Raw genomic sequence first — 13,944 nt, 5'->3', positions numbered from 1 at the left:
GTCAGTTACAAGCTTCTAGCTTTAAGCGGTAGTTGCGCTGCAGCAGCTACCGCGTTCCCCCCGAACAACTTGCAGCTTGCGGCTTGAAGCTTGCAGCTGCATCAGAGATTGAGTCATGGCCCTCGACATTCACGCTCACCGTATCCTGATTCTCGACTTCGGTTCCCAGTACACCCAGCTGATCGCCCGCCGCGTGCGCGAAATCGGCGTGTACTGCGAACTGCACCCGTTCGACATGGACGATGAAGCGATTCGCGAATTCAACCCGCGCGGCATCATCCTTGCCGGCGGCCCTGAGTCCGTGCACGAAGCCAACAGCCCGCGCGCCCCGCAAGCTGTGTTCGACCTGAAAGTCCCGGTACTGGGCATTTGCTACGGCATGCAGACCATGGCCGAGCAAATGGGCGGCAAGGTTGAAGGTTCCGAGCTGCGCGAATTCGGTTATGCCCGCGTTGACGTGGTCGGCAAGAGCCGTCTGCTCGACGGCATCGAAGACCATGTCGACGATGACGGCGTACTGGGCCTGGACGTGTGGATGAGCCACGGCGACAAGGTCACCCAGATGCCGGGTAACTTCAGCGTCCTGGCCAGCACCCCGAGCTGCCCGATCGCTGGCATGTACGACGATGCCCTGGGCTACTACGGCGTGCAGTTCCACCCGGAAGTGACCCACACCAAACAAGGCGGTCGCATTCTTTCGCGCTTCGTCCAGGACATCTGCGGCTGTGAAGCCCTGTGGACCCCGTCGAACATCGTTGAAGACGCCATTGCCCAGGTACGTGAGCAAGTGGGTTCGGCCAACGTCCTGCTGGGTCTGTCCGGCGGCGTCGACTCCTCGGTAGTTGCTGCGCTGCTGCACCGCGCCATCGGCGACCAGCTGACCTGCGTTTTCGTCGACAACGGCCTGCTGCGCCTGCACGAAGGTGACCAGGTGATGGCCATGTTCAAAGAGAACATGGGCGTCAAAGTGATCCGCGCCGACGCTGAAAAGCAGTTCCTGGACAACCTGGCTGACGAAGCGGACCCAGAGAAGAAGCGCAAGATCATCGGCCGTACCTTCATCGACATCTTCGATGCCGAGGCCAGCAAACTGGACAACATCCAGTTCCTCGCCCAGGGCACCATCTACCCTGACGTCATCGAGTCGGCTGGCGCCAAGAGCGGCAAAGCCCACGTGATCAAGTCGCACCATAACGTCGGTGGCCTGCCGGAGGAAATGAACCTCAAGCTGGTCGAGCCGTTGCGCGAACTGTTCAAAGACGAAGTACGCAAGATCGGCCTGGAACTCGGCCTGCCGTACGACATGGTCTACCGTCACCCGTTCCCAGGCCCGGGCCTGGGTGTGCGTATTCTGGGTGAAGTGAAGAAGGAATACGCCGACCTGCTGCGTCGCGCCGACCACATCTTCATCGAAGAACTGCGCAAAGCCGACTGGTACCACAAGACCAGCCAGGCATTCGTGGTATTCCAACCGGTCAAGTCGGTGGGTGTCGTCGGTGATGGCCGTCGTTACGCCTGGGTTGTCGCCCTGCGTGCCGTAGAAACCGTGGACTTCATGACCGCGCGTTGGGCACACCTGCCGTACGAACTGCTGGAAACCGTCAGCGGCCGGATCATCAACGAGATCGAAGGCATCTCCCGCGTTACTTACGACGTGTCGAGCAAGCCGCCAGCAACGATCGAGTGGGAATGATCCCACGCCGGGCACTGACCGGCCTGCGCTAGCGTGAAACACCCTGAAGCCCGCCTAACAGCGGGCTTTCGGCTTTTTGGGGCCTAGCCGTCGGTCACCTGCAGTCCTGCTTTTGTTTCAGAGGTTCAAACTACCAGATGCGACTCTAAACGGAGGCGTATGACAATGAGTACTACCATAAGGAGCGCGATGACCTTTGCACTACTCACGGCATCGTGCATGACAGCGTTTGCAGAGCCCTACGACGCTGTCGACGACGAATCTGGATTTGTCCAGGCCGTCGTCAGAAATGGTTCACACTCGATGCATCCCAACGCGCCTATAGCCACCGAACAAATCGCTGACGATGACGCCTTGGGATATACCCAGTTAGTCGGGAGAAACGGTTCACACTCGATGCATCCCAATGCACCTGTAACCACTGAGCATTTCGCTGGCGATGATGTCGAAGTGCTACAGCCCACTGAAACGCAATAGCCAGAGGCTCCCAGGAGCAACTGAGACCATCGCAAGAGTGCTCGAAGCCTGCAGCCGTCAACGGCCATCGCTGGAGACATACACATCCAGCACGACACCCAACATCCGGCCTTCGCGGGCTTCGATCACTCGAGGTTCAACGTCCTGCTGCGCAAATACCCCGGCCATCGAGCACCATTGGGGCTCACGGTGATCGTTGAATGTGCGCTGCATATCGCTGAATATGGCGATGGCAAGCACATTGAATTAGCCCGCCTGGAAAACACCCTTGAGGGAATGCTCGATTTGCTCGGCTGAACTCATTTGTCAGCAAGGACCTGAATGATGAATTGGAAGGCTCTGGAACAGGCGCTGTTCGACGCCGCCAGACAGACACTGCAAACGCTGCTCGATAAGCAGGGCAGCCCTTTGTACGCCGCAGCGTTTCATGCCAGCTACCGAGAAGAAGAGGCGGTTCTGTCGCTGCCCAGCTTTGCCGCAAACAGCCTGCAAGCACTCAGCGAAGACTACCCCGACGAGGAAGATGAAAGCTTCAGTTCGGTGAAGTGGAACCCGGCGGACTGGCGCTGGGATTGGGAAATCTGCGCGGGTGAGCCGTTCACGCGGCTCGATGATGAGTTGCAAACCCACGCCAATCGGCTTGGCCCGCGCCAATGGCAAGCGGCTGAGCAACGCTTGCTGGTCACCGTTAGTCGTGCCGCCAGGTCGCTGGGCCGCCATTTCAGTCAGCATCCTGGTGTGACGCCAGGCTTCGTGGTGATTTTTCATGACGTTGCTGGCTATATGCCTTTGGCCAAGCGCAGCATGACCCGCCAACAGTTCGAGGATAATTTCCCTGTTGAATTGGCCATTGAAAACACCTTGCGCGATGTTGCTGCCTTGCCGCTTGCCGAGCAGGTCGCCTTCTACGTCAGCCGCTTACATTGTTTGGAGGGCATTTCGGGGGAAGACGCAGAGCGCTGGCTGATTGCCAACGGCCGTCCCGCACAGGCAGCGCTTATCGAACGGCTCAACGGGCACAAAGCGTCTAGCGCTGCCGCGCGTATTCTCGGGCTGGCCGGCATGGCTGAAGAGCCCGTCATCCAGGCCCTGCGCCGACAGGCGATTGAGGCCTGTAAGCAGTCGACCCGCAACTGGTGCACAAATGCCTTGGGTTACCTTGAGGATTTCGACTGGCTTATGCAGCAAGCGCCCGACGTCGCTGTCGCGGGGATTTGCGCCAACTTTGACGGATTCCGCTGGCGGGGCGTGCAGCCACCGGTGCTGAACTACACACCCGTTGAGCGCTTGCTTGATCAGCGTCCAGAGCTTCGGGCTGCTGTTGAAGAGACCCTTGAAGACGTCTACGGCCGGATCGATACCACCACGGCCGATGTCAGCGAAGCCTTGCGCGGTTTGCTTTCACCACACGTAGCCATTCGTCGTCATGCTGTGAGTGGATTGAATAACCGTGGCCTGCTGCCCGACGACACGCTTCGAGCCGTCGAGGCACTACGCCTGGCAACACAGGATACCGATGAGCAGGTGCGGCACCTCGCGGGCCTTGGCCTGAAGGCTATGAAACCCAGCCTGGCTCATCTTACCGATTCAACTCGGTGATGAGCGTGTGCCCGGTCGGGCGGTTGCTGGAGTCTGATTCTGAGCAGTGGGAGCCAGACAGAGTCAAAATGCCAGGCGCCGTAGACAATGAAAGCGTTTTTTTAACGCAGTAAACATGTAACGCCGTGGCGCCTTGAGAAATCGCACAGTGGGCTTCCCTAAACATGGAAGCCGCTGCGATGAACGAAACATCTTTGACGTTGACCTTGCACAACGAACTCTCGGCGATTGCCCGGCGAGTGGTGCTCGCCTTCCCTGACATGAAGGCAGATGCTCGTCAGGCTGCGCTTGATCTGCTCGGTGCTGAAGGTCTGCCCGAATTGGATCCGGATCAGGTCTATTGGCATCGCTTTACCGGGGCAATGAGCAGCAGCAGGACATTTACCGGCTGGCAGCACGGCGGTCCCCCGGAGCAATCGCTGAGCTTGACCGAGTTGGTCATACGGCGATTTCGTGTCGGTGATCAGGACGCTTCGGACCTGCTGTCTACGTACGGTGGTTTCTATTCTGAGGGCCCCGAGGCCGGTTATTACGACGAGAGCAATGAGGTGCGCCTGGAACCTCAGCGCGTTCTCAATGCGTTTTGGGTGCTGGATTTCGGTGCCGTATACCAACGTAAAGCAACCACGTTCTGGGAGAATCATAGCGACGATGTTCGCACCCTGGCCAAGCTCAACTATTTGTCTGAAGCCTTGCAAGCGGGCTTGAGCGGGCAACTGGACGCATTACAGTTGCAGCAGGTGTTCGACGCTATTGGGTTCGACAGTGGCATCGCCCCACAACTGCAGCACTTCGAACAGATGCAACCGCCGCAGGCGGGCGTCCAGATTGGCACGTTGAGCCTGTGCGGCAAGCCATCCACTGACGCGATCTGGCTGCAGGTGCAGGACGGCCATCACGTCCTTTACTTGCCGGGTAACGTACCGTCTTTCAAGGGGTTCGACAGCGAGCAGGCACTGGCTGAGTACCTGTTCGGCTGGCTTCAGGTGCCCGACAGTACTGAGCAGTTGCTGGCGCACTTTACCGCTGAGTCGCAAAGCCTGCGAGCATTGCGCAGCCAGCTACAGGGCTTTGCGAAGGGAAGTGTCGAGCAGTTTGCTGCGCACGTGCGGTGGGAGCCGATCAGAGGCGAGGTGTTTACCTGGGTTCGTGATAGCGCCAGGCAGCGTATGTGCAACGAAGTCGACGCGGTCTTGCGTACCAATTCCGAGTTACGCGTTCAATTGTGGATCGGTTACCTCAATGCAGTGGCTCGCCTGCTTGGCCCTATGGTACCGGCGGGCTGGCCGCTGGCGCTGTTGCTGGTTGCGGTTGGGGTAGCCCGAGTAGCGCTGAACGCTGAGCAGGCGGTTGATGGCGACACTATTGAAGAGCGCCACGCAGGTGTGTTGGGAGCGATTCTGGCGAGTGTCGACATAGTGCTTAATCTTCCCTTTCTGATTCCGTTGGGCAGCAGTTCCGAGCAAGCCTTGGAAGATTTTACTGGGAATGCGCTGGTCAATGTTCCTCCCGCCGCGGCAGGCTCCTTGCGGGGTGTCAGTACCCTTGCTGATGGTGGGCAATACATCGAGATGTCCGGACTGTCGTATCGCGTGCGTTACGACTCGACGCTGGGCAGCTGGATGATTGTTGCCGAGGAAGATCCGTTTTCCTTCGCGGGCGGTATTCCTGTCCGTATGAATGAGGCGGGGCAGTGGGAAGTGTTCGAGTCTCCCTGCTTGCGCGGTGGCGGCCAGTGTCTGGGCGGATTGACGCCTGAGCCGCCAGCTGAAGTTGTTGATTATTCGGCTTTCGAGGTTCCAGCAGGGAGCTATGAGGTACCGGTCAGATCCCGTCCGGCCATGCGTGAACTGATCAGTATGAGTAACCGGCGGATGCTCTCCGGTGATTTTTTTGATCCGCAGTCGCCCTTGAATGACGTGTGCGACAGCTTGCAGCGAGTCCGCCAACAGTTGAGTGAAGATGCCAGTGGATTCTTTGCCGGCTGGCCCGAATTGCCTTACGTCGAAGTGACGGAGCCTGCCGCATCGGTTCCACCACAACGGGCGTTCATCGAGTTGCTTGAGCGGCATAAAGGCCTGGTGATTGGAGAGTCGCATGCCTCGGTCGCCAGTAAGCGCTGGCTGATGGACAACTTCAAACCGTTGTATGACAGCGGAGTACGCACGCTCTATCTTGAGCACGTGATGAGCGACATGCACCAACTCGACTTGGATGCCTTTGCCCGTACCGGGCGAATGACGCGCAACCTGGAGGGTTACCTGCGGGAACTGGATGAGGGCCATTTCACTGACCCGGGTGCTCGCTACAACTTTCTGGAGCTGGTGAGAAAGGCGCGAGCCAACCGAATCAGTGTGCAAGCGATCGACTGTGTCGCGAGCTATCGGCTGGACGGGCTGGATGCGGTGTATTGGGGTAACCCGTTGCGCCAGAAAATGATGAATTACTACGCCCATCAGACGATTTCGATCAGAGAGGCCGCCAGGCCCACTGAGCGATGGGTAGCCCTGGTCGGCAATACGCACAGCAACTTCTACAAAAAAGTACCCGGCGTCGCCGAGCTGCAAGGGGTGCCCGGCTTGCGTATCGTTGATGCCGGCCCTGGGCAGGCGACCGGTATAACGCTTGATCCAGGCGAGTATTTCCTGCCTAGCATGGGCAATCCCGATGGCATCGTGCAGGGTGATTTGCGGCTGGCGCTACAGACCAGGCTCACGCCCGTTGAATTCCTCGACCCGGCCACCGCACCGCCAGGTGTAGTTCACCCCAGGCTCTAGGCCCTGAATTGCGAACGGTGGGAGCGGGCTTGCCCCGCGATTGCGATTCGTCTGTTTCACCGCATCGCGGGGCAAGCCCGCTCCTACCGACGGTTACCAGCCTAGTTGTTTGTTGAACGACAACGCATCGTAGTAGTCATGCTGCGAGGCGATCTTGCCGTCCTTGAGCTTGATGAAACTCACGCCCTTGAACGACAGCGGCTTGTTGGTCGCCGGTGTCTCGGGCGCCCAGGCGCCGGTGTTGTTGCCGTCGAACTGCCACTCGAAGGCGATGTTGTCGCCGTCGACGATCGGCTGCCCGAGCATTTTCCATTTCAGGTCTGGCACGGCATCGATAAACAGTTTGATCACCTCGACCCTGGCCGCTTCTCTGCCGACTTTTGGCACTCCGACGGAGGCATCGAGAAACTCCCCGTCTTCGGCAAAATACTGTGCCGCCGCATCAGGGTCGTGTTTGTTCCAGGCGCTCATGTAGGCCGTGATGACCTCCAGGGTTTTGTCTTTATCCGCTGCAAACGACAACTGGGTAAACAGGAGAATGGCCAGGAGGCTGACAAGGCGAAGCGATAGCCGCTGCATGGTATTTCCTCTTCGATTATTGCTGTTGTTAGAAACGCGCAAATCGGTTTTGCCCAGCCATGCAGCGCCCTAGCGCGGCGTTGGCAGTTCCACCAGCGACCAGTCAATCGAGAGTGGATTGAGCTTGTGCACCTTGGCCGCGGCCGGGCGACTGGCCATGTTGCCGACAAACCAGTTGGTGGAGTTCGCTGCGACGATGCGGCCTTCGCCGTTGATGATGAACGCTTCATTGTTCATGCGCAGCAGGCAGCGGGTGAGCAGTTGATCGAATTCGTGCATGGCAATGTCTGCTGCCGCAACGCCAACAAAATGCCCGCTTGCGACGATCGGTACAGAGAAGGCCAGTACATACAGTTCGGTGCCGTAGAGGTCGACGAAGGGCCCTTCGACCGATGGCTGCAAGGTCGACTTGGGCCGGGTGAACCAGGGCATGCCCTGGTAGTTGTAGAAGCTTTCGCTCTGGCGATTGAAGTTAAGCATCAGCGGCGCGATTTTGCCGCTGACCGGGCGATAAAACCATTCAAGGAAGAGTTCTTGATCGGCAAGCTCGCCCGGTTCCACCACCACGCCGGTGCCGTGGGTGTAGGTGTCGTTGTTTGACAGCCGCTGCTCGATGGTCGTCTGCAGAAACGCCAGGTCTTTGGAGGTGGGCTTTCTACCCTCGACGGCAAGTGCGTCCCACACCGTCACCACCTGTTCGGCCAAGGTGTCGAGTTGCTCGAAGATGGTGCTGAACACCTGTTCCAGGCGCTGGGTGCACTGGCGAACTTCATCGCTTTGTGGTGTTGCGATCATGACTGTCTGCTCTCTTGCTGCGCCAGCAATTGGAAGCGCAAATCCATCAAGCGCTTCATGCCTTCTTTGACATGGGCCTCTGTCAGTGCACTGGCCAGGTTGGATTCTCCGGCCACGACTGCCTGGAGGATGGCCCGGTGTTCGGCCAGCGCCGTGTTTTTCTGGAGGTCGCTGGTGCAGATCCAATGCAGCTCACCGATCTCTGACTGCAGGCGCATTTCTGCGTGGGTCAGGCGCACCGATTGCGCGGCCACCGCCACTTCGATGTGAAAACGCGCATCAGCGCGACGCAGTTCGCTGCGGCTGGTGGCCTCCTGCAGCGCTGTCACGAAGTGCTCCAGGCGTTGCTGCTGGGCGCTGGAGGAGCGGCTTGCGGCAAGGGCTGCGGCGGTGGCGGAAATAGCGATCTGCTCGTCGCACAGATCGCGTAGTTCCAGCGAACTCATGGCGCTCAGCCTGGCGTTGAGAAACTCATCGGACACCTCCACCGGGGCGCAGACAAAACTGCCGCCATTTCTTCCGCGCCGAGTAGCGACAACGCCTCGTTGGCGCAAGATCGCCAAGGCATCGCGCAAGGTAACGGTGGCCACGCCGAAGCGGCTGGCCAGCTCGCTTTCACTGGGTAATTGCTCGCCTTCGCTGATCAGACCGAGGTCGATGACCTCGATCAGGCGGCGAGCGACTTCCTCGGGTTTGCCTTCCTGGCTCACCTGTAACAAAGACAGGCGGTTCACTTTATTCGCTTCAGTCATCCTGGTCGCCGCAAAAAATATGGAACTAGATTTCTTTTAGACATCTACCGCGTGTCATGCAACAAAAAAGCCTGTTTCAAGCCGTTAACAGTCCGATACGTGTCGTTTTCAGGCAAAAACGACACGCAGTTTGGCAGTTTTTTGAACATAAGATACGGTTTCATATGTTTAACAAAAAGCCTGGCTCCGGGATCCCCCGGCAGCGCTGACAGGCATGAGCATCGACACAGGGGAATAGTACCGTCATGACCACTCCAACGCTTGGCACTTGGGAAGCTCGCGCACGGGCACTGAAGATTGAAGGGCGCGCATTTATCGGTGGCGACTACACCCACAGCATCGACAGAGATACTTTCGATTGCATGAGCCCGGTAGATGGCCGCCTGTTGGCCAAGGTTGCCAGCTGCTCTGCCGCCGATGTCGATCGTGCTGTTGAAGTGGCCCGCGCCACCTTTGATTCGGGCGTCTGGTCGCGCATGGCGCCGGTGGACAGAAAGCAGATCATGCTGCGTTTTGCCGCGTTGCTCGAAGCCAACGCCGACGAGCTGGCGCTGCTGGAAACCCTGGACATGGGCAAACCGATCAGCGACTCGCTGGCGGTGGATGTGCCGGGTGCTGCGCAAGCGCTGAGCTGGAGTGGTGAGGCCATCGACAAGGTCTACGACGAAGTGGCGGCCACCGCGCAAGACCAGCTCGGGCTGGTGACCCGCGAGCCGGTGGGCGTCGTCGCCGCCATTGTGCCGTGGAATTTCCCGCTGATGATGGCCTGCTGGAAACTCGGCCCGGCGCTGTCGACCGGCAACTCGGTGATTCTCAAACCCTCGGAAAAGTCTCCGCTGACCGCCATCCGTATTGCCCAGCTGGCCATCGAAGCGGGTATCCCTGCCGGGGTATTCAACGTGCTGCCAGGCTATGGTCACACCGTGGGCAAGGCTCTGGCCCTGCACATGGATGTCGATACGCTGGTGTTCACCGGTTCGAGCAAAATCGCCAAGCAACTGCTGATCTACGCCGGTGAGTCGAACATGAAGCGCGTCTGGCTGGAAGCCGGCGGCAAGAGCCCGAACATCGTCTTCGCTGACGCTCCCGATCTGCAGGCCGCCGCCGAATCGGCCGCCGCCGCGATTGCCTTCAACCAGGGCGAGGTCTGCACCGCCGGTTCGCGCCTGCTGGTAGAGCGTTCGATCAAAGACACCTTTCTGCCACTGGTGGTCGAGGCGCTCAAAGGCTGGACGCCGGGCAATCCGCTGGACCCGCAAACCAACGTCGGTGCCCTGGTCGATAACCAGCAGATGAACACCGTGCTGTCTTATATCGAATCTGGCCTGAACGACGGCGCCAAACTGGTGCTGGGCGGCAAGCGCACACTGCAGGAAACCGGTGGCACCTACGTCGAGCCCACCCTTTTCGATGGCGTCAGCAACGCCATGAAGATTGCTCAGGAAGAAATTTTTGGCCCGGTGCTCTCGGTGATCAGTTTTGATAGCGCCGAAGAAGCCATCGCCATCGCCAACGATACGCCGTACGGCCTGGCGGCGGCGGTGTGGACCAGCGACCTCTCCAAAGCTCACCTGACTGGCAAAGCCCTGCGCGCCGGTAGTGTGTGGATCAATCAGTACGACGGCGGCGACATGACGGCGCCGTTCGGCGGATTCAAACAGTCGGGCAATGGCCGCGACAAATCACTGCACGCGTTCGACAAGTACACCGAACTCAAAGCGACCTGGATCAAGTTGTAAGTCTGCACAGCAAAAACAATAACAGCCGACAGGACCCTGTCCTCAGGATAACAACATGAACAGTCCCGAATTTACTGCAGCGGACCGCGATGCCGCCCAGCTCAAGGCGCTTGGCTACACCTCGAACTTCGAAAGAAGCATGAGCCTGTGGGAAAACTTTGCGCTGGGCTTCACCTACCTGTCACCGGTCGTCGGCGTCTATACGCTGTTCGGCCTGTGCCTGGCGGCAGGCGGGCCGCCGATGTTCTGGTCGTATTTGCTGGTTGGATTCGGGCAGATGCTGGTCTGCCTGATTTTCTGTGAGGTGGTATCGCAGTTTCCGATTTCCGGTGGTGTTTATCCCTGGGCCCGGCGTCTGGTGGGCAAGCGTTGGGCATGGATGGTCGGCTGGATCTATTCGGTGTCACTGTGCGTGACCATTGCTGCCGTCGCTCTCGGGGCTGGCCCTTACATCGCTGCGATGCTGGGCTTCGAACCGAGCCCGGTGACCAACACCTTTGTGGCGCTGGCGCTGACGGTGATGGCAACCTTGCTGAACCTGAGCGGCACCAAGCTGCTGGCCCGAGTGGCGATGTTCGGGTTCATCTGCGAGTTGCTCGGCGCGCTGGTGATCGGCGGTTACTTGTTGATCTTCGAGCGTCATCAGCCGCTGTCGGTGCTGTTCAATACCTTCGACATCAGCATCGATGGCAGCTACTGGCCTGCGTTCCTCACCGCTTCGTTGGCGGGAATGTTCCTCTATTACGGCTTTGAAGCGTGCGGTGATGTCGCGGAGGAGACGCCAAACCCGAGCAAGCGTATTCCCAAGGCCATGCGCATGACCATCTACATCGGTGGCGGTGCAGCGATCTTCGCCGCATTGGCACTGATTCTGGCGGTTCCGGACATTGCTAAGGTGTTGTCTGGCGAAGACAAAGACCCGATGTCGACGATCATGGGCAACGCCTTCGGGCCGACCGGCTGGAAGATCGTCACAGCGGTCATCACCGTTTCCTTCGTCTCTTGTGTGCTGAGCCTGCAGGCGGCGGCCAGCCGTTTGCTGTACTCCTTTGCCCGCGACGAAATGGTCATGGGCAGCGGCGTGCTCAAGCGCCTGTCCCCCAATACCCGTGTGCCCACGGCGGCATTGATCACCTGTGGGGTGATTCCGGCGGCCATCGTCTGCGCCGGTTTCTACCTGGAAAATGCCATCGCCATCATCGTCAGCTTTGCCGCCATCGGCATTTACCTGGCCTTCCAGATGATTGTTGGCGGCGCGCTGTTTGCCCGGCTGCGAGGCTGGAAACCTGCCGGCCAGTTCACCCTCGGCGGCTGGGGCTGGATCGTGAACATCCTGGCGCTGGTCTACGGGCTGCTGGCGATCATCAACATGTCCTGGCCACGTACCCCGGATGCGCCGTGGTACAGCAACTACGGCATCGTGCTGACGTCGGCGGTGGTGATTGGCATTGGCCTGGTCTACATGGTCATGTTCAAACCCTACGACAAAGGCTCGGCACCGTTTGCCGATGCCTGGACGTTGCACAGGAACTGAGGCGTCAGGCCCTGCGGCAACTCTTCACTTAATCTTTCGCAATTGCAGGTGTATCGTATTCGCCCTTCATCGCCGGTACCTGGCAAGGTGCCGGCGTGTTGTTTCTGGCAATACGAGGTACGTGCTGCATGTCTTTTACCCGGCGACAAATTCTCGGTGGCCTGACCGGCCTGGTGGCAATCGGTCTGGGCGCCGGTGGCGCATCCCGTTACTGGTTGGGGCGCACCGACCCGAATGCCGGGCATGATTACGAGCTGATTGCCGCACCGCTGGATGTCGAACTGGTTTCCGGGCATAAAACCGAGGCCTGGGCGTTCGGCCCGTCGGCACCGGGCACCGAGTTGCGGGTGCGCCAGGGCGAATGGCTGCGGGTGCGCTTTATTAACCATCTGCCGGTGGCCACCACCATTCACTGGCACGGCATTCGCCTGCCGTTGGAAATGGACGGGGTGCCGTACGTCTCGCAACTGCCGGTGTTGCCGGGCGAATATTTCGATTACAAATTCCGCGTGCCGGATGCCGGCAGTTACTGGTATCACCCGCACGTGAACAGCTCCGAAGAGCTCGGCAAAGGCCTGGTGGGCCCGCTGATCGTTGAAGAGCGTGAGCCTACCGGCTTCAAGCATGAACGCACCTTGAGCCTGAAAAACTGGCATGTGGACGAGCAGGGCGCCTACCTGCCGTTCAGCATCCCCCGTGAAGCCGCTCGTGGTGGCACGGCCGGGCGGTTGATCACCATCAATGGCCAGGCCAATGCGGTGGTCGAGATGCCCGAAGGGCAAATCGTGCGGGTGCGCCTGCTCAACCTCGACAACACCCTGACTTACCGGATCAACCTCAAGGGCAATTTCGAAGCCAAGATCTACGCGCTCGATGGCAACCCGATCAGCCCACGGCCGTTGGGCAAGGATTACTGGCTTGGCCCGGGCATGCGCATTTGCCTGGCGATCAAGATGCCACCTGCCGGTGAGGAGCTGTCGTTGCGCGATGGCTCGGTGCGCCTGGGTACCTTGCGTTCAGTGGCCAGCAGCGAGGCACCAGGTGACTGGCCGCCAGCCCTGCCGGCCAACCCGATTGCCGAGCCCGACCTGGCCAATGCCGAGAAGCTCAACTTCAATTTTGAATGGGTAGGCTCGGTGTCGGTGAACACTCAGAACGGCAAGCCGCCAAGCCTCTGGCAGATCAACGGCCAGGCCTGGGACATCACCGACAAAACCTGTGCCGAGCGGCCGATTGCTACGCTGCAAAAGGGCAAGAGCTATATTTTCGAGCTCAAGAACATGACTCAGTACCAGCACCCGATCCATTTGCATGGCATGAGTTTCAAGGTACTGACCTCGAACCGGCACAAATTCCCCGAGCAGTACTTCACCGATACCTACCTGCTGGGCAAGAACGAGAGCGCTCAGGTGGCGCTGGTTGCTGATAACCCTGGCACCTGGATGTTCCATTGCCATGTGATCGACCACATGGAAACCGGCCTGATGGCCGCGATCGAGGTGGTTTGATGCGTCAACCACAGATCATCGACCGCAGCCGCGATCAGGCCTTCATGCGCGAGGCGCTGGAACTGGCGCAGCAGGGCGCGGCCATGGGCGAGGTGCCGGTGGGTGCGGTGCTGGTGCAGCATGGGCAGGTGATTGGCCGCGGTTTCAACTGCCCGATCAGCGGCAGCGATCCCAGTGCCCATGCCGAAATGGTCGCGATCCGTGCTGCTGCCCAGGCGGCGAGCAACTATCGTCTGCCGGGTAGCACCCTGTACGTGACGCTGGAGCCGTGCAGCATGTGTGCCGGCTTGATTGTCCATTCGCGCATTGCCCGGGTGGTATACGGGGCTTTGGAGCCCAAGGCGGGCGTGGTGCAGAGCCAGGGGCAGTTTTTTACCCAGGGCTTTCTCAACCACCGGGTATTGTTCGAGGGAGGGGTGCTGGCAGAAGAATGCGGCGCGATTCTCTCCGAGTTCTTCAAGGCGCGCCGCGCCAAAGCCTGACTTGCATCA

General features: G+C 59.4%; 10 protein-coding genes. 7 read left to right on the top strand and 3 right to left on the bottom strand.

What is annotated here, in order from left to right; all coding sequences use genetic code 11:
- Positions 1–115: 115 nt before the first annotated feature.
- The 3 genes from guaA (at position 116) to ACP6KB_RS21945 (ending at position 6,546) form a co-directional block, all read left to right on the top strand.
- Positions 116–1,693 (top strand): glutamine-hydrolyzing GMP synthase, encoded by a 1,578-nt coding sequence (gene guaA, locus ACP6KB_RS21955; protein ID WP_442109361.1) that lies wholly within the window; start codon positions 116–118, stop codon positions 1,691–1,693.
- 798 nt (positions 1,694–2,491) lie between these two features.
- On the top strand, positions 2,492–3,769 hold the full coding sequence (locus ACP6KB_RS21950; RefSeq protein WP_442109360.1) for a DUF4303 domain-containing protein: 1,278 nt from the start codon (positions 2,492–2,494) through the stop codon (positions 3,767–3,769).
- A 164-nt stretch (positions 3,770–3,933) separates the two neighbouring features.
- Positions 3,934–6,546, top strand: a complete 2,613-nt coding sequence (locus ACP6KB_RS21945) for a dermonecrotic toxin domain-containing protein (RefSeq protein ID WP_442109359.1) — start codon at positions 3,934–3,936, stop codon at positions 6,544–6,546.
- Positions 6,547–6,639: 93 nt separating this feature from the next.
- Here ACP6KB_RS21945 and ACP6KB_RS21940 read toward each other — a convergent pair whose 3' ends face one another.
- From ACP6KB_RS21940 to ACP6KB_RS21930, 3 genes are all read right to left on the bottom strand, one after another.
- Positions 6,640–7,125 carry an ester cyclase gene (locus ACP6KB_RS21940; RefSeq protein ID WP_442109358.1) on the bottom strand — a complete coding sequence of 162 codons (486 nt, stop codon included), beginning with the start codon at positions 7,123–7,125 and terminating at the stop codon, positions 6,640–6,642.
- A gap of 69 nt (positions 7,126–7,194) precedes the next feature.
- Positions 7,195–7,920, bottom strand: a complete 726-nt coding sequence (locus ACP6KB_RS21935) for a cache domain-containing protein (RefSeq protein ID WP_442109357.1) — start codon at positions 7,918–7,920, stop codon at positions 7,195–7,197.
- The gene (locus ACP6KB_RS21930) at positions 7,917–8,672 is read right to left on the bottom strand and encodes a FadR/GntR family transcriptional regulator (RefSeq protein WP_442109356.1); all 756 of its coding nucleotides are present in this window, start codon (positions 8,670–8,672) and stop codon (positions 7,917–7,919) included. The genes ACP6KB_RS21935 and ACP6KB_RS21930 overlap by 4 nt, the downstream gene beginning before the upstream one ends.
- A 245-nt stretch (positions 8,673–8,917) precedes the next feature.
- On the opposite strand from ACP6KB_RS21930, the gene ACP6KB_RS21925 reads away from it, so the two are divergent.
- The 4 genes from ACP6KB_RS21925 (at position 8,918) to tadA (ending at position 13,935) form a co-directional block, all read left to right on the top strand.
- Positions 8,918–10,411: an aldehyde dehydrogenase gene (locus ACP6KB_RS21925; RefSeq protein ID WP_442109355.1), complete on the top strand. Its 1,494-nt coding sequence runs from the start codon at positions 8,918–8,920 to the stop codon at positions 10,409–10,411.
- Positions 10,412–10,466: 55 nt separating this feature from the next.
- Entirely contained in the window at positions 10,467–11,945 is a 1,479-nt protein-coding gene (locus tag ACP6KB_RS21920; protein ID WP_442109354.1) for an APC family permease, read from the top strand.
- Positions 11,946–12,073: 128 nt separating this feature from the next.
- Positions 12,074–13,453, top strand: coding sequence for a multicopper oxidase family protein (locus tag ACP6KB_RS21915; RefSeq protein ID WP_442109353.1), 1,380 nt, complete (start codon positions 12,074–12,076; stop codon positions 13,451–13,453).
- Positions 13,453–13,935 carry a tRNA adenosine(34) deaminase TadA gene (gene tadA, locus ACP6KB_RS21910; protein ID WP_442109352.1) on the top strand — a complete coding sequence of 161 codons (483 nt, stop codon included), beginning with the start codon at positions 13,453–13,455 and terminating at the stop codon, positions 13,933–13,935. The genes ACP6KB_RS21915 and tadA overlap by 1 nt, the downstream gene beginning before the upstream one ends.
- Positions 13,936–13,944: the final 9 nt, after the last annotated feature.

The sequence above is a fragment of the Pseudomonas sp. NUPR-001 genome, assembly GCF_052147955.1.
Taxonomy (GTDB): domain Bacteria; phylum Pseudomonadota; class Gammaproteobacteria; order Pseudomonadales; family Pseudomonadaceae; genus Aquipseudomonas.
This window is presented reverse-complemented; position numbering and strand designations above follow the sequence as displayed.